Source organism: Mariniflexile jejuense, from assembly GCF_042675665.1.
Classification (GTDB): Bacteria; Bacteroidota; Bacteroidia; order Flavobacteriales; family Flavobacteriaceae; genus Mariniflexile; species Mariniflexile jejuense.
Genome location: NZ_JBHTJI010000001.1, coordinates 299,715 through 316,785, shown reverse-complemented (window position 1 = coordinate 316,785; position 17,071 = coordinate 299,715). Strand labels below are relative to the sequence as shown.

The window sequence follows — 17,071 nt, the reverse complement described above, 5'->3', positions numbered from 1 at the left end:
TTTATTTATAACTAGTTATTGCTTTATAAATTTAAATTGACTTGTTTGTGTTCCTATTTGAACTTTTAAAAGATAAACACCTGTTTTGTATTGTTCCGTAGCAATACGAATTTTTCCATTTTCAAGGGTATTACTTTTTAGATCAAGCGTTGTTAATTTACTTCCTAAAATGTTGTAAATAGATATTTTAGCATCTTCAATATTGTTTGTTCCTAAATTGATAAACAATTCAGAGTTTACAGGATTAGGATAGTATTTTATATCCAAACTATTACCAGTTTCTAGTTCATTCACAGCCAAAGTAGTATCCGTTTGGTTGTCGCTAATACCTGCAACAAGGCTGTTAATATAAACTTCTACGTTTGTGTATTTTGGGTCTAAGGTATACGTTATACCATCCGCAGCATTGTTACTGTTTAAACCTTTTGAAGCTTCCCAGTCATCTGGCATACCATCATTATCTGTATCAGTAGGAGCAGTGGTGCTATTATAAATTGGCCAACCTCCAACATCACTTTGTGTATCAATTAGTCCGTTTGTACTTCCGTTAGAGCCTGTAAACGTGTAAGTACCTGTTTGGGTTTCGTTTACAATTCTAGCATCTACAGCATCTCTTACTAAACTAGCGCCTACATAGTTTAACACTTTATCATAAGCAACGGCTGCTGTACTTGTTTTTGTAGAACCTGCATTAAATTCGGTATCCGATTTTAATTCGCTTTTACTTTTAGTTGATGGGTTTGGGTGTATACCAACCCAATTATCGTTTGTAACAGTAGCATTTCCATTCATGTAATTGCCACTTACGTAAAATGTACCCCAAGTACCTGCTGGTTGCGCATTGCTACCATCATCTGCATTAGGTGAAAATATTCTAGAGCTAACCCCAGATTTTGTTGCTGGACCAGGTTTGTAGTAGTTGTTAACCATATCGTATCTACCGCCTTCGCCTGCATAACCGCTGTTTCCACCCCAATTATAAAGCACATTATTACGAAAATCTATAAGTTCAGCTCCTGGTTGATTAGAATAGCGACTACCACAAAAACGCGGATTTCTACTATCATGATGCGCTAATAAGTTATGGTGAAAACTTGCACCTTTGCCACCCCAAATACCGCCATAACCATGTGTGCCTTTTGCGTGTACAGATACTCTTAAACTTTCAGACAGTACACACCATTGCATAGTAAAGTTTGTATTATCATAAAATGAAGCACACTCATCAGTACTCCAACTCATTGAACAGTGGTCTATAATAATATTGCTTTTATTTCTACCATTTATTGCATCATTTTCATTAATAGTTTCATCACCCATTCTAAAGCGCATATATCTAATAATTACATTATTTGCATTAACTACAACGGTATAATTTTTTATGCAAATACCATTACCAGGTGCTGTTTGTCCTGCTATGGTAATATTATCATTATTAATGCTAATATTAGAGTTAAGCGCAATAATACCAGATACCTTAAATAGTACTATTCTTGGTCCACTAGCGGCAATAGCAGCTCTTAAGCTACCAGCACCAGAATCGTTAAGGTTAGTTACATAAATTACTTGACCACCTCTACCACCTGTCGTATTTTTTCCATAGCCATCTGCAGTTGGAAATGCCAATGAAGGTGTAGCAACAGGTACATCATTAACCGTTATCGTACCACTTTTGCTAGTGTTTAAATTACCACCAACGGTTGTAATGGTATATGGAAATACGCCTGCTACCGTGGGTGTACCACTAAAAGTAACACTACTTTGACTTGTATTAATAACTACCGATATACCTGCGGGCATGCCAGTTACTGTTACAGTAGTTGCATTTTCCCAATTATAATAAAAACCAACAATTGGTGAACCTAAATTAATGGTTTGCGATGAACTGCCTGAACCATGTTTTATTAATACAGCATCAACAACTGTGGTGCTTGCATTAACTGTTAGTCCAAAAAAAGCAACTAAAATATAAGGTAAAAATGATTTCATGGTATTCGTTTAATGGTATTAAGTTTATTGGTTTTCAAATATATTCCAAAAAAGAATAACATGGCTAAAAACAACTAAGTTATAGTCCTAATAAATAGGCAGTTTATCGGAATTTTTATGGTTTTATACATCTCAGAAATCCGTTTATCGTTTATTTCAATAGTTCATATAGTTTTTAGGGTGGTTTTATTCTAATTATTTAGTTTTGAATTAATTAAAAAATATAGCCCTATGAAAAATCTATTAACCTACAGTTTTCTTATTGCTTTTGTGAGTACTTGTTTTACAATACAAGCACAAGAGTTTTCAAGCATTTTAGATGATGTGCCAAGTAATTATAAAAAACAAAACCCCATTTATAATATTGCAGAGCATCATTTAAACAATGTAGATACGGTTCCCGATTTTAAAATAAAACTAAATAAGCTTAAAATAACAGGTACTATTTTTCAAAGTGATGGAAAAACACCTGCTAAAGATGTTGTATTGTTTATATATCAACCAGATGAAGAAGGCAATTACGAGATTAAAAAAGATGCTAACCGTAATCGTTATGTGTATCACCGTGCTTGGATAAAAACAGATGTCGATGGAAAATATACCTTTTATACTTTTATGCCAGGGAAATATTTGCGCAATAAAGAATTAAAACAAATACACCGCGTTATTAAAGAACCCGGAAAAGCTGAGTATGATATGGCTTCGTTTTTCTTTAACGACGACCCATTACTACCCGACTTAACACTTGCTTGTCGTGCAAAAGCAGTACAAAGCATGCTTAGATTGGAGAAAGAAGGCGATATGTATGTAGCTACCAAAAACATTACACTTAAAAAAGATTTACCAGCCTACGAGCAATAACACAATACCAAATAGGTGTTGAAGGTTTATTTTAATTACATTTGATGTAAATCTTTAAACACACTTTATGGAGATAGTTTTATTAATCGCGATTCTAGTAATCGTTATTATGATTTTTAACAGAATCAATGCACGTTTTGAAGAAATTCAAGAAAGAATTAATTTATTACACCAAAAACTAAATACTTTAAAAGTTGAGCAGAAACCTGCTGAAATTCCTATAAAACAACCTGAAACAGCACCTATAAAACCTGTTGAAGTTCCAAAACCTATCATTACTGTTGTTCCGCCAGCACCTATTAAGGAAACTATAGTACCAAAACCAGAACCCATCATTATAAAACCTGCGGCACACGCTATTAATACACCAAAAGCTGTGCAGGTTCCTAAAAAGTCGTGGTACGAAACCTTTAAAGAGAACAACCCAGATTTAGAAAAATTTATTGGCGAAAACCTAATCAATAAAATAGGGATTCTTATCCTTGTGTTAGGGATTAGCTTCTTCGTTAAATTCGCTATTGATAAAGATTGGATTAATGAACCCGCCCGTGTAGGCATTGGCGTGTTATGTGGTGCGCTTGTTATGGGTATTGCTCACAAACTCAAAAAGAACTATGCAGCCTTTAGTTCGGTGTTGGTGGCTGGTGCTATCAGTATTTTTTACTTCACTATTGCTATTGCATTTCATGAATATCAGTTATTTAGTCAAACCGTTGCCTTTGCTATTATGGTAGTTATTACGGCATTTGCGACGTTGGTTTCGGTGTCTTATAACCGACAAGAACTAGCCGTTTTATCACTTATCGGTGGCTTTGCAGTACCGTTTATGCTAAGCACGGGCGAGGGTAATTATATTGTATTATTCACCTATATAGCCATTTTAAATGTGGGTATTCTTGCAATTTCCTACTTTAAAAAATGGAAAATAGTTACTGTTTTGGCCTTTGCATTCACCAGTTTACTGTATGGCTCTTGGTTAGGTATTGAGTTATGGGATAAGAAACTACCACATTTAAACGCCCTACTATTTGCAACCCTATTCTATTTTATTTTCAGCGTTACCATTGTACTACATAATATTAGAAACAAAGGCGCACTTTCCGTTATTGAATACATCATTTTAATAGCTAATACCTTCTTATTTTTTAGTGTTGGTATGACGATTATCCATAGTTGGGGTAGCAACTTTAAAGGATTATTCACACTGCTATTGGCGTTCTATAATATGATATATGCGTTTATTCTGTATAAGAAATTCGGCTTAGATAAAAACGCTATTTATCTGTTAATTGGTTTAGCACTTACCTTCGTAACTTTAACTATACCTATTCAGTTTGAAGGCAACCAAATAACCTTATTTTGGGCTGCGGAAGCGGTACTACTATTTTGGTTATCTCAAAAATCCAAAATCAATTCCTTTAAATTTGGTGCTATTGTTGTACAAGGCTTAACGTTATTTAGTTTGTTAATGGATTGGGGTAAATATGCCTATCCAGAAAAACCACTAAGCATCCTATTAAATCCGTTATTCATAGCAGGTATTGTGGTATGTGCATCCTTAATTTTTACCCAATTCGTTCTTAAAAAAGAGGAGGGAAGCTCTAAAATTTTCGGCATTGCCTTCAATCCATCGTTATATTCAAAAGCGATAGGTATAGCTGCTATTTTGGTTGGTTATATCACAGGTATTTTAGAAATTACCTATCAAGCAAATCAATACCTATCCAATAGTGCTTCGGCATTGTCGTTTTCAGTTGTCTATCATTTTGTGTTTTCCACAGTGCTATTGTTTGTTGTTTCTAAACAAAACAAGCGTGTTTTTACAGATTTAATGCTCATGGTTGGCATCATCAACTTAGTGCTTTATATAGGGTACATGTACAAGTTGCCTAATACTGAATTGGTAGAAAACATTGTAGAAACTTCAACCACAAAATACGCCTTTTATTTCCATTACATCATTTTAGCTTGTTTGGTGTATGTGGAGTATCAACTATTCAAACGCACACAAATAACACCTAAATTAAACCTATTGCACCTTAAAATTATGCCTTGGCTTTTTGCATTTGCCATTGTGTATGTGTTAAGTAATGAAGTGATGCTTCATAGTTTAAATTTTACAAGCAATGTGGTTAATAACACCGAACTTGCGAAGCAATTCCCAAATGAAAATGCCACAGATTACTATTATAATCTAGATAAAACCGACTTTATAGAAGCCCAATACTCAAGCGTAAAAAGGCAAATCATTAAAATTGGCTATCCTATTTTATGGGGTGTGTTTGCCTTTGTTTTTCTAATAATAGGTATTAAACGCCAATGGAAAACCCTGCGTATTATAGCATTATCCTTATTAGGTTTAACCATTGTAAAGCTTTTTGCTTATGATATAAATAACGTTTCTGAAACTGGAAAAATAATCGCTTTCATCCTTTTGGGTGTTTTAATTTTGATTATTTCATTCGTTTACCAAAAAATCAAGAAATTAGTTGTTGATGAAACGCCTAAAAACACCGAACCTAATGAAAACTAGTCTAAGTATATTTATTGCCATTTTCACATTGCACTTGGGGTTTTCACAAAGCCATAAAGGCACTATAAACCCAGTTACTGAAAGTGGTTTACACAAAGTATTGGTATCGCCAGAAATTCGTTCTGCAAGTAAGGAAAACACAAGTCATTTTCGAATTTTAGATGCAAATAACAAGGAAGTGCCTTATGCAGTATTAAATACTGAAGATGCACAAGTATCAGAATTCATCTCTTATATAATACAGTCTCACGTAGTTATAAAAGATTCTGTAACGTCTTTGATGATTGCTAACGATGCAAAACGAATTCAGAACAAATTAGTATTACAAATTGCGAATACATCTGTAAATAAACACTACGATATTAGTGGTAGTAATGATGCAAAACAATGGTTCGGACTCGTTTCAAACGCGACATTAATCAATTTAAACAACCCAGATAGTACCTTTGTTGAAAAAACTATCTCGTTTCCTTCAAACCAATATCAGTATTTACGTATTGATTTTAAGGATAAAAAATCCTTACCTATCAATGTGCTTGCTGTGGGTGAGTACAACAATACTTTGGTAGGGCAACAGCCTATCGTTTTTAAAGGATTTAAGTACATTATAAGTGAAAACGCTAAAGAGAAAGTAACAACCATAAACTTTAAAGCTGCAAACGCTTACCAGATAGACGGCATTGCTTTTAACATCAAAACACCGAGTTATTTTCGAAACGCACAATTGCTAGTTAAAAATACACAATCCATTAAAAATAAAGAAGTTACTTATGATGATGTGTATGTAAACTTTCAGTTTAATTCAGCAGAAAGTAACATTATAAACCTAACCTATTTCACACAAAAACAGTTCAGCATTACTATTGAAAATAAAGACAATCAACCTTTAGAAATTACAGATATCATTTTATTCCAAAACCCCTTGTACGTGGTTACCAACTTAAAAGCAGACCAAAATTATACTGTGGTAGTAGATAGCACCTACAATAAACCGTCCTACGATTTGGTTAATTTTATACCAGCTACCACAAACAACCTACCCGAAGCACGTATTAAATCATTCACGAAAGTTAAACAAGCAACACTACAAGCCACCCAAAAAGCCTTTTGGCAAACCAACGCCTTTATGTGGGGTTGTATTAGTATTGGCGTTTGCGTGATTGGGTATTTTGCTATGGGCATGTTAAAAGATATGAAAGGGTAAAAACACAACGCATAAAGATACTAATCAACAAAGCAATTACTCATTTTTTATCAGTCCATTTCCAAGCAACAAGTCTACTTTGCTTATTACCTTGTTCCATGGTAATGGTTTTATAAACAGCCTTTAGTTTATCTAATTGCTTGTAAATTGCCGCTAAGTTTTCTTTTTTTGAAACCAGCGTGGTGAACCAACCTACCTGTGTTTTAAAAGCAACACTCTGTTTTATCATCCGCTTAATAAACAAAGCTTCACCGCCATTACACCACAGTTCATTGGCTTGTCCGCCAAAATTAAGAACAATCTCTTTTTTGTTTTGTGAGGAGGTTAGCTCTCCAAGGTTTCGCAATTTCCGCAACGTGCCTTTTATAGCATCTTCTTCTGAATTATGAAACGGCGGATTACATGCTGTGAAGTGAAAATAATCATCCTTTTCTATAATGCCTTCAAAAATATTGGCATTGTTCACTTGCTGTCTTATTTCAATAGCCTCTTTTAGTCCTTTAGTGGCGTTTACATTGCTTTTGGCAGATGTAATGGCTGCTGGGTCAATATCAACACCTACCATATGCCAATTATAAATACGGTTTGCAAGAATAGGGTATATACAATTAGCACCAACACCAATGTCCAACCCTTTAATGTTTGTTTGTACACCTGTTTCCGTAAGCAAATCATGGATGTAATGAATATAATCAGCACGACTAGGAATGGGCGGGCAGAGGTAATGCGGTGGAATATTCCAATCGGTTACCCCGTAATAATGTAGTAATAAGGCTTTGTTTAAATGCAATACAGCCTCGGCATCAGTAAAATTTATGGTATGTACATCTGCTTTTCCTAAATAAACAAATGTGCTTAAAACAGGATGTGCTTTTATTAAAGCATTAAAATCGTAATTGGCATTGTGTATGTTGTTGGGATGCAAAATGGTGTTTTAATTAGTTGTGAAACTACAACTTTTGAAACAGTTTTTTGAAATTAAATATCGATAAAAAACAATAAAATAATATACAACTGATAAATCTCATATTTGGTTGTAAAATATGCGTTTACTTTTAAACTCTTAATCAAACCTTTTTTTAGAAAGTAAATTTTAGCATATGATATTTTTTAAAATTAAAACCACTAGTATTTTTTTAATACTTGTAATAAGCTCGTTTATAACTTCTGCACAAACTAAAGACCTAAACTCCATAATAACCATTGGTGGTTACATAAGTACCGATGCTAGTTTAACCACACGCCAAACGGTAAACGCTAGGGAAGAGGCTATACTGGTTTTAGTACCAAAACCTGTTGTGCTTGACAATGAAGGGAACGATATAAACAAAACACCATCCTATAATTTTACGGGTATAAACTCCAGACTTAACTTAAAAATTAGTGGTCCAGATGCCTTTGGTGCAAAAACATCAGGCTTTGTTGAAGGCGATTTTTTAGGTATTAGCAACGAAACAAAATTTAGTTTTAGGTTGCGTCATGCCTATGTAAAACTAGATTGGGAACAATCGCAACTACTAGTAGGTCAATATTGGCATCCAACCTTTATTACCGATTGTTTTCCGGGTATTGTTTCATTTGGTGCTGGTGCGCCATTCAATCCGTTGTCCAGAAATCCACAATTTAAATTCACCTACAAACTAGGTAAGGTAGCATTAAGTTTTACGCAATTAACCAACGGACATTTTGCCAATGTAGGTGCCGCAGATTCGCAATTAAACGCCTTAGTACCAGAACTACATTTACAAGCCAACTATAAAAGCAATCGGTTTATAAGTGGTGTAGGTATTGGGCATAAAATATTACGCCCAAAAATAGTAACCGCCAACAATTATGTAACCAAAGAGCGCGTACATAGCAATACATTATATGCCTTTGCTAAATATACAACCAAAGCACTAACTTATAAAACCTATGGTATTTATGGACAAAATAACGATAACCTTGTTATGATGGGTGGTTATGCCGCTTTAAATAAAAACTATACTGCAAGCCAACTAACCAAAGGCATTGTAGAGTATACACCGTATAATAACCTGTCGTCGTGGGTAGATGTTTATACCAACGGTACAAATTTTATAGCAGGTATTTTTGCAGGGTATTCCGAAAATTTAGGCGCTTCAAAGCCTGTAGATGTTAGTAGTTATACAGGCAGATGGGGCAATGTAAAAAACATGATGCGTATTTCTCCTAGATTGGTATTTGTATCAGGCAAAACCAGTATAGGTACCGAAATTGAATACTCGTTAGTTCATTACAACAAAGCAAACCCTAATGGACAAACACCCGAAGCACAAACGGGGTACGATGCTTATGGTAAAGTTACAAACTACCAAGCCGCTAATAACCTAAAGTTTTTATTAAATGTAACGTATTATTTTTAGTTTAAAAATTATAGTAAAACAAGTAAGTTACACCACAAAACTACCCAAATACTTGCTGGTAGCCGTAATTCCCAAATCGGTATTAGTAAAGGTAGCCCATAAGTGAACCGTTTCGCCAATAAAAACATTGGCAAAATCTAGTGTAACGCTATGTGCATTGCGTTGGCTATTGGCTATAAAATAATCAAAATCGTTTAAAGAAGGCGCATAAGCAATTACCAACAACTCATCGTTTGGGTATGCCAAACCTTGAAGGCTATTATCATCCCAAGCCAAATTAAGGGCATGTGTAGCAGTGCCATACACTACGGGGTTATCAATACTACACAAACCACCCATGCCAATTAGTACTTTATTATACGCCATAGCAAACCCTGTATTAGTTATACTTACTGCCTGTTTCATGTGGTAAGACATGGCATTGTTAAAAGGTGTTTTGCTGCCAGTGTTAGCACCAAAAGTTTCGGTAAGAATACTTTTTAAAGGCGTTAAAAACTGCAACACAAATTTAAATTTATCGCGTTGTAGCTGTTGTGCGGTACTTATAGGTTTTTTAGATTTACTTGGTACAGACCGTATAATGCTTTTACCACGCCAGTTGCTACCTATTACAGGGCCAACCTTACCCGAAAAACTACCTAAAATACCATCGTTATATGTTCCCATAAGGCTTCATTTAAAGTCTTTAACAGGTGCTAATATAATAAAAAAAACAACGTAATATCGATTAAATGTATGTTTTTATCGATTAAATGTATTATTTAATTCGTGCCTTATTCGAGATTTCTTCGAGGATTCTTCGGGAATCCTTCGTAAAATGGGGGTTTTTAGGGAGAATCCTCGAAGGAATATAGGAGGAGAGTGGGAAGAAACCTGATAATAAGGTATCGATAAACGGTAGATAGGTGCTACAAGAAAACTAGATTTTGTAAGTTAATATTTATTATATTCGTGAATGAATAAAAAAATGAATATAAGCTATTGTTTATATTTTGAAGTTAATGGTAATTTTAAATAATACCAGCAGTTAAATGAACCAAATTGAAATTCAACTTAAAAATTGCTTTGGAATTGGAAAATTTGACCAAAAATTCGACTTTGGACAATTAAAAAGCAATTCCATTCTTATATATGCGCCCAATGGGACAATGAAAACCTCATTTGCAAAGACTTTAGACCTTATTGCTAAAAATGATACAAAATCAATGCCTTGTGACAAAGTATATGGAAATAGAATAACCTCACATATTATCAAAGTAGATGGAAATACTATTTCAGATAAATCAATTTTAGTTGTAAATGCTGAAGACAATAGCTATGATTCTTCAAATAAAATTAGTTCGTTTATTGCAAGCCAAGACCTAAAGAAAAAATATGATGATATTTATTCAGAATTAGAAAAACAAAAAAGTGAATACATTAAAAAATTAAAACTAGTCTCACAAAGTTCAGATTGTGAAGCTGAATTTGTTAATACTTATAGCCAAACTCCGAAAGATACTTTTTTAGAATTGTTGCTTAAAGTTTCCAAATCATTAGTTTCTAAACCTGAAACTCATAAATTTAGGTATAATGATATTTTTGATAAAAAAGGAAACGTAAAAAAATTTCTAGAAAAAAATCAAAAACTTTTAACAGAGTATGTTAGCAAATACGATGAATTGTTAACTAAATCCAAATTCTTTAAAAGTTCTGAAAATTCTTTCGGAACATATCAAGCAAATGAATTGTTTAAATCAACAGAGGACAATTCTTTTTTTGATGCTGGACATAAATTTACTTTAAGTGATAATGTTGAAATCAAATCAGCAGAGGAATTAAAACTTTTACTTCAAAATGAAATCACTGCAATTGTGAATGACGAAAAGCTAAAAAAATCTTTTGACCAAGTTGACAAATCAATAGGAGCAAATGTAGAATTAAGGTCATTTAAATCAGCTATTGAAAAGGACAATCTTTTACTAATTGAGCTTGAAAAGTATGAAGACTTTAGAAAAAAAATATGGTTAAATTATATTTCATCATTAACAACTGAAACTCAAGAGCTTGTCAAATTTTATGAAAGTAAAAAAGCAGACCTTGAAAAAATAATAAATGATGCAAAAAAAGAATTTGCAATTTGGGAAGAAATTATAAAAACTTTTAATGAGCGATTTTATGTTCCTTTTGAAATAAAACTTGTAAACCAAGAAGATGTTGTTTTAAAAGAGGAAACCGCAAATCTTGAATTTGATTACAAAGACCAAAATGAAACTCCTGTAAGAAAAGATAAAAATTCATTATTATTAATTTTAAGTAAAGGAGAGCAGAGAGCATTTTACATTCTTCAACTTCTATTTGATATTGAATCACGCATACAGCTTAATCAACCAACATTATTAGTTTTAGATGATATTGCTGACTCATTTGATTATAAAAATAAGTATGCAATAATTGAATATCTCAAAGAATTACATAACAACTCAATTTTCAGGCTATTAATTCTTACCCATAATTTTGACTTTTACAGAACAGTTGCTTCAAGGCTTTCTTTAAATAGGAAAGCTTCATTTATGGCAACTAAAAATGGTAATAGAGAAATTCAGTTATCAATTGGTCAATATCAAAAAGACGTTTTTATTTATTTTAAACAGCATATTTCAAATCCAAAGATTTTTATTAGTATTGTTCCTTTTCTTCGTAATATAATTGAGTATAGAGAAGATAGCTCTTGTGCGAATTATTCTTTATTAACTTCGTGTTTACACATTAAAACCGACACTAGTTCAATTACTTGTGACCATATTTTTAAATTAGCACAAAATAACTTTCAATCTACTGCAAATCAAAATATTTCATTTAAAGCAAAAGCAATAAAAGAATTAATTTATGAAACAGCGAATTCAATCGAAAACGAAAACCCAATAAATGAAATATTGCTTGAAAATAAAATAACTTTATCTATTGCTATACGATTGAAAGCTGAAGAATATATGTTGGCTAAAATCCCTAATTCCGCAACATTGGTAATTACTTCAAACCAAACTTCAGAACTTTTGAAACACTTTAAACTTAACTATAATGATAAAGAAATCATATCAACTTTAGAAAGAGTAAACTTAATAACACCAGAAAATATTCACGTAAATGCCTTTATGTATGAACCTTTAATTGATATTTCAGTATTCCACTTAGTTGACTTGTACAAAAAAATAAAAACGTTAAATTAAAAATATTAAACAAAATCTTAATTGAGTAATATAAATTAATATATAACAACCTAATACATCTTTTGTACTATAATTAATATTATGTAAAATAGAATATTTACAACCACCTCTATATTAATCACATAATAAGTTCGTATAACTTTTTTAAAACCGATATAATCTATATCCCCTTTTTGTTCGTAACTATAATTAAACCCAAATAAATTATATTATGAAAAGAATTTCGTTAGTAGTATTAGCAACCATTGTATTATCAGCATGTGTATCAAAAAAGAAATACATGGCTTTAGAACATGAAAATGGCGAAGTAAAAAGCGCATTAGCTAAAACACAATTTGAAAAAGAAGAATTAGAAACCAAGTTTGCAAAAATTGAAGCACGTGTTGAGGCTTATAATGCAAAAATAAATGCCTTAACCGATGAAAACGACGTAAAAATGGAAACTGTTGGCGATGTGGCTGTTATTTCGAACGAAACCAAAAAGCACATGCGTACTACCTTAACAAAGGTTGACCCAAATAAATTAAAACAAGCTACTACCCTTAAAGATTCTATGAATTTGGCGGTGGCGTACAACTTGCAAAAGTCGTTAGATACCAGTACCTTAAATGAGGACGAAGATATTGCTATTGATATTGATGAAACGGTGGTAATGATTTCAATTTCAGATAAAATGCTATTTGATACCGCTAGTTACCGTGTAAGCTCTAAAGCAAACAACATCCTTCAAAAGTTGGCAAACGTTATTAATTCGGAGCCTAGTATTGAAGTTATGGTTGAAGGTCATACCGATGCACGTTCTATAAATACTGCTAAAATTGCCGATAACTGGGATTTAAGTGTACTACGTGCAACATCGGTAGTTCGTGCGTTACAAAACAAATACAATGTAGCGCCAGAAAAGTTAATTGCCTCTGGTAGAAGCAGCTACTCGCCTGTTGCAGGAAACGACACTAAAGAAGACCGCTCTAAAAACCGTAGAACGCGTATTGTTATTTTACCAAACATTAATAAATTTTTCGCGCTTATGGCTTCGAATGAACAATAAAATCCCTCTAAATTAATCCATTAAAAGGCTGTTTGTATTTCTATAAACAGCCTTTTTTCGTTTACTAATAAGGTGTTTTTGCAATTATAAACAAGTGTTATAATATTATTAAAATTGGATAATTTACAGAGCTAAACCTTTATTTTAGGTTATCTTTGTGCTCTCAAAAAAAGACGCTATTTAATGAAACCCAAGTCGAAATCCAAAACAGAAAAAAAGCGCTGGAAGCTATTGCACCAGTATTATAGCTATACGGGGTTTTATAATTTTGTATGGCAAGCGGTAAAAAAAGCTTTACCGTTTATTATACTTATTGTGGCGGCTATATATGTGGTAAACCATTATTACGATATAAATGCAGCTTTAGTACACCTTACTGAAACACTACCAGCTTATGGTGTGTTGGGGTTTTTCTTTATTTCTGAAACTATTTTAGGTTTAGTACCACCCGAAATATTTATTGCTTGGGCTGGTAAAATGGATTATCCGTGGTTGTTTTTAGGGTTGTTGGCAAGTTTATCGTATTTAGGTGGTTTGGTATCGTATTACATAGGTCATATAATTACCAAAATACCAAAAGTGCATAATTACTTAGAAGTAAAAATGGCGAAACAACTAAAAAACTCTAAAAAATGGGGTGGTTTCCTTATTGTAGTTGGTGCTTTGTTGCCACTACCCTTTTCAATATCATGTATGGCAGCAGGTATTATAGAGTTTCCGTTTAAAAATGTGGCATTGTACGGTGCGTTACGCTTTTTACGATTCTTAATTTACGGACTGGTAATTTTTCATGTGTTTTAATTAAAAAAGAAATTTATATATGTTTTCATTCCTTAATATTTTCAGAATTACAGCACTTTTAGAAGGTGTATCGTATATTTTATTACTGTTTATTGCAACACCAATTAAATATCTTTTAAACGAGCCTCAATACGTAAAACTATTAGGTATGCCACATGGCATCTTATTTATGGCGTATATAGTTATGGCAATAATGCTTAAAAAAGAATTAAACTGGAATACCAAACAGTTTACTGAAATAGTTTTGGCTTCAATTATTCCGTTTGGTACGTTTTATATAGATAAGAAATATTTAAAACCATTGCGTAATGGCTAATGTAAAACACCTTACTTACGAGTATCTTTTAACTTTAGGAACTACTGAAAGTGTTGCAAAATATTTGAATATGTTAGGCTTACTAATAGCTTTACTAATCATTATTTTTTGCATCGATTTTATTATTAGAAAACTACTTATTGGTGTGTTTTCGCAATTCGCATCACGTTCTAAAACAAATTTTGACGATTTATTAGTCGCCAATAAAGTACCTAGAAACATTGCACACATTATTCCTTTACTAGTTGCATTAGAGTTTATTTCTGATGTATTTTATGATTTCCCAGATTTTGAAATGGTAGTAGAACGTGGCTTAAAAGTATTTGCCATTGTACTTACTTTATGGATTGTACGCAGTATTTTAAACACCTTAAAAGACTATTTTAAAACCTTACCAAATTTAAAAGACAAACCTATAGATAGTTACATTCAAGTATTCATGATTTTTGCTTGGGTAATTGGTGTGCTTTCGGCCATTGCTATATTAACACGAACACCGTTTATACATTTTTTAACTGGTTTAGGTGCTGCATCGGCTATTATTATTCTGGTTTTTAAAGATACAATTTTAGGGTTTGTAGCTAGTATTCAAGTGTCTATAAACGATATGGTTCGCATAGGCGATTGGATTACCTTTCAAAAATACGGTGCCGATGGTGATGTTATTGAAATAAACCTTGCCACAGTAAAAGTGCAGAATTTTGATAAAACCATTACTACCATTCCAACCTATGCCCTTATTTCCGATTCGTTTCAGAACTGGCGTGGTATGACCAATTCGGAAGGCAGACGTATAAAACGTGCATTATTTATTAAGCAAAGCGGTGTTAAATATTTAACAGAACAAGATGTTGAAGATTTAAAGAACATACAACTTTTAAGTTCATATTTAGAAACGAGACAATCTGATATTAAATCGTATAACGAAACCAATAGTATTAATAAGGAACTTTTGTTAAATGGAAGAAACCTTACCAATTTAGGAGTCTTCAGAAAATATATTGATACCTATTTAAAGCACCATTCAGCCATCAATAAAGATATGATGATTATGGCGCGTCAATTAGCACCAACCACACAAGGCATTCCTATGGAAATTTATGCCTTTAGTAGTGATAAACGTTGGGAAAATTATGAGTATATCATGTCCGATATCTTCGATCATTTATTAGCAGCACTACCCTACTTCGATTTGGAGGTTTTTGAGCTGCCTAGTGGTGGGCATTTTATTCAGTAATAACTATCTTTTTGTATGTTTTTAGTTTATTATTTAGTATTAAAATCTAATTTATTAAATAAATTAAAATGCGCTTAAAATCGATTAAATGCATTTTTTTAAAGTTAAAATGATTTATTTGTTTTTTTTGTCAGAAAAAAAATATAGATTTGTAAAATGAAAATTTAACCTATAAATCCCAAATTTTATGAAACAAAGAATTACTTTAATCTATCTTGTTGTTCTGTTACTCTTTTCTGTTAAAGGAGTTTCGCAAACAACTTATGATTTTTCAACAAATGCCTCTTTATCGGGTTCTCCTTGGCTTACTCAAGCAGATATAACTATTGGAGGTGTAGCCTATAGAATGACTTCAGGAGGAAATGGAGGCTTTAGTAATGTTACTACTGGTGGTGCATCAAATAGTAAATGCATTAGAAAAGACGGTTCAGGAGGCGATACATTTTCTTTACAGAGAGTAGATGGTCTACCTTTTCAATTCTATGGAATTTGGGTAAGCCACCAAAGTATGAACTCTTATTCTCAATTTTATACTTTACCACCCTGGTACACCCTAACAGCAGGTACTTATAGTTATCAAGACATGACTCCAATGAACGGTGGAACGGGAAACACGGAATATACATCATCTTCTACTTCAATTTCATCTGGTGCAGGAGGAGTTACTGTAACATCAGTTAATATTAATTTTCCTGCAATTTTATATTACGCGATTGATAATATAATTATTGATAATAACCCATTAACTGCTTCAACAACAAAAACAAATGTGTCTTGTAATGGAGGTTCTAATGGTTCTGCAACCGTTACTGCTTCTGGTGGTGCAGGTGGATATACATATTCATGGACGCCTTCTGGTGGAACTAGTGCATCAGCTACAGGTCTATCTGCAGGAAGCTACACTTGTACTATAACAGATTCTAATAGTGCTTTTATAACGAAAACTGTTACTTTAACACAACCTTCAGCTATATCAGTAACACCTGCATCTCAAACAAACATATCTTGTTTTGCTGGTAGTAATGGTGCGGCTAGTGTAAATACACCAACTGGTGGATCTGGTGGATACACTTATAACTGGACACCAGGTAACCCAACAGGAGATGGAACAAAATCAGTTACTGGTTTAACCGCAGGCACATGGACTTGTACTGTAACAGATTCTAATGGCTGTTCATCTTCACAAAGTTTTACAGTTACGCAACCAACTGCTTTAGTAGCAACAGCAACGTCTCAAACAAATATATCTTGTAATGGAGGTTCTAATGGTTCTGCAACCGTTACTGCTTCTGGTGGTGCAAGTGGATATACATATTCATGGGCTCCGTCTGGTGGTACTGGAGCAACCGCTACAGGATTAAGTGCTGGTGTTTACACAGTAACAATTACTGACGCGAATGCTTGTACTACTACAAAAAGTTTTACTTTAACACAACCATCGGCTTTAGTAGCAACACCTGCATCTCAAACAAATATATCTTGTAATAGT

Annotated in this window: 12 protein-coding genes and 1 pseudogene; 10 read left to right on the top strand and 3 right to left on the bottom strand. The window is 33.0% G+C overall.

The features are described from left to right. Positions 1-15: 15 nt before the first annotated feature. Entirely contained in the window at positions 16-1,989 is a 1,974-nt protein-coding gene (locus ACFQ1R_RS01360; protein WP_379924300.1) for a T9SS type A sorting domain-containing protein, read from the bottom strand. 231 nt (positions 1,990-2,220) lie between these two features. Between ACFQ1R_RS01360 and ACFQ1R_RS01355 the strand changes: the two genes are divergently transcribed. The 3 genes from ACFQ1R_RS01355 (at position 2,221) to ACFQ1R_RS01345 (ending at position 6,587) form a co-directional block, all read left to right on the top strand. Further along, positions 2,221-2,850 (top strand): dioxygenase family protein, encoded by a 630-nt coding sequence (locus tag ACFQ1R_RS01355; protein ID WP_379924299.1) that lies wholly within the window; start codon positions 2,221-2,223, stop codon positions 2,848-2,850. Positions 2,851-2,959: 109 nt separating this feature from the next. Continuing rightward, positions 2,960-5,383 carry a DUF2339 domain-containing protein gene (locus ACFQ1R_RS01350; RefSeq protein ID WP_379924298.1) on the top strand — a complete coding sequence of 808 codons (2,424 nt, stop codon included), beginning with the start codon at positions 2,960-2,962 and terminating at the stop codon, positions 5,381-5,383. Next, positions 5,373-6,587, top strand: coding sequence for a DUF3999 family protein (locus ACFQ1R_RS01345; RefSeq protein WP_379924296.1), 1,215 nt, complete (start codon positions 5,373-5,375; stop codon positions 6,585-6,587). Before ACFQ1R_RS01350 ends, ACFQ1R_RS01345 begins: the two co-directional genes overlap by 11 nt. Before the next feature lie 40 nt (positions 6,588-6,627). Here ACFQ1R_RS01345 and rlmF read toward each other — a convergent pair whose 3' ends face one another. Then, positions 6,628-7,512 carry a 23S rRNA (adenine(1618)-N(6))-methyltransferase RlmF gene (gene rlmF / locus ACFQ1R_RS01340; RefSeq protein WP_379924295.1) on the bottom strand — a complete coding sequence of 295 codons (885 nt, stop codon included), beginning with the start codon at positions 7,510-7,512 and terminating at the stop codon, positions 6,628-6,630. A 175-nt stretch (positions 7,513-7,687) separates the two neighbouring features. Between rlmF and ACFQ1R_RS01335 the strand changes: the two genes are divergently transcribed. Beyond that, the gene (locus ACFQ1R_RS01335) at positions 7,688-8,971 is read left to right on the top strand and encodes a hypothetical protein (protein WP_379924294.1); all 1,284 of its coding nucleotides are present in this window, start codon (positions 7,688-7,690) and stop codon (positions 8,969-8,971) included. A 27-nt stretch (positions 8,972-8,998) separates the two neighbouring features. Here the strand turns inward: ACFQ1R_RS01335 and ACFQ1R_RS01330 are convergent, their stop codons facing one another. Beyond that, on the bottom strand, positions 8,999-9,637 hold the full coding sequence (locus ACFQ1R_RS01330) for a DUF6266 family protein (RefSeq protein WP_379924293.1): 639 nt from the start codon (positions 9,635-9,637) through the stop codon (positions 8,999-9,001). 365 nt (positions 9,638-10,002) lie between these two features. On the opposite strand from ACFQ1R_RS01330, the gene ACFQ1R_RS01325 reads away from it, so the two are divergent. The 6 genes and pseudogenes from ACFQ1R_RS01325 to ACFQ1R_RS01300 form a co-directional block, all read left to right on the top strand. Continuing rightward, positions 10,003-12,180, top strand: coding sequence for a hypothetical protein (locus ACFQ1R_RS01325; RefSeq protein ID WP_379924292.1), 2,178 nt, complete (start codon positions 10,003-10,005; stop codon positions 12,178-12,180). Between the two features lie 211 nt (positions 12,181-12,391). Next, positions 12,392-13,228, top strand: coding sequence for an OmpA/MotB family protein (locus tag ACFQ1R_RS01320; RefSeq protein WP_379924291.1), 837 nt, complete (start codon positions 12,392-12,394; stop codon positions 13,226-13,228). 183 nt (positions 13,229-13,411) lie between these two features. After that, positions 13,412-14,029, top strand: coding sequence for a YqaA family protein (locus ACFQ1R_RS01315; RefSeq protein ID WP_379924290.1), 618 nt, complete (start codon positions 13,412-13,414; stop codon positions 14,027-14,029). A 19-nt stretch (positions 14,030-14,048) separates the two neighbouring features. Continuing rightward, on the top strand, positions 14,049-14,345 hold the full coding sequence (locus ACFQ1R_RS01310) for a DUF3817 domain-containing protein (RefSeq protein WP_379924289.1): 297 nt from the start codon (positions 14,049-14,051) through the stop codon (positions 14,343-14,345). Next, a complete protein-coding gene (locus ACFQ1R_RS01305) occupies positions 14,338-15,582 on the top strand; it encodes a mechanosensitive ion channel family protein (protein ID WP_379924288.1) in 1,245 nt (414 codons plus the stop codon). The genes ACFQ1R_RS01310 and ACFQ1R_RS01305 overlap by 8 nt, the downstream gene beginning before the upstream one ends. 187 nt (positions 15,583-15,769) lie before the next feature. Next, positions 15,770-17,071: pseudogene (locus tag ACFQ1R_RS01300) on the top strand (hypothetical protein); the annotation flags it as partial.

Excerpts from the sequence above, each read along its gene's own strand:
- ACFQ1R_RS01320 (WP_379924291.1), top strand. The coding sequence starts at position 12,392 with ATGAAAAGAATTTCGTTAGTAGTATTAGCAACCATTGTATTATCAGCA.
- ACFQ1R_RS01355 (WP_379924299.1), top strand. The coding sequence starts at position 2,221 with ATGAAAAATCTATTAACCTACAGTTTTCTTATTGCTTTTGTGAGTACT.
- ACFQ1R_RS01315 (WP_379924290.1), top strand. The coding sequence starts at position 13,412 with ATGAAACCCAAGTCGAAATCCAAAACAGAAAAAAAGCGCTGGAAGCTA.
- ACFQ1R_RS01325 (WP_379924292.1), top strand. The coding sequence starts at position 10,003 with ATGAACCAAATTGAAATTCAACTTAAAAATTGCTTTGGAATTGGAAAA.
- ACFQ1R_RS01360 (WP_379924300.1), bottom strand. The coding sequence starts at position 1,989 with ATGAAATCATTTTTACCTTATATTTTAGTTGCTTTTTTTGGACTAACA.
- ACFQ1R_RS01350 (WP_379924298.1), top strand. The coding sequence starts at position 2,960 with ATGATTTTTAACAGAATCAATGCACGTTTTGAAGAAATTCAAGAAAGA.
- ACFQ1R_RS01345 (WP_379924296.1), top strand. The coding sequence starts at position 5,373 with ATGAAAACTAGTCTAAGTATATTTATTGCCATTTTCACATTGCACTTG.
- ACFQ1R_RS01310 (WP_379924289.1), top strand. The coding sequence starts at position 14,049 with ATGTTTTCATTCCTTAATATTTTCAGAATTACAGCACTTTTAGAAGGT.
- ACFQ1R_RS01335 (WP_379924294.1), top strand. The coding sequence starts at position 7,688 with ATGATATTTTTTAAAATTAAAACCACTAGTATTTTTTTAATACTTGTA.
- ACFQ1R_RS01330 (WP_379924293.1), bottom strand. The coding sequence starts at position 9,637 with ATGGGAACATATAACGATGGTATTTTAGGTAGTTTTTCGGGTAAGGTT.
- ACFQ1R_RS01305 (WP_379924288.1), top strand. The coding sequence starts at position 14,338 with ATGGCTAATGTAAAACACCTTACTTACGAGTATCTTTTAACTTTAGGA.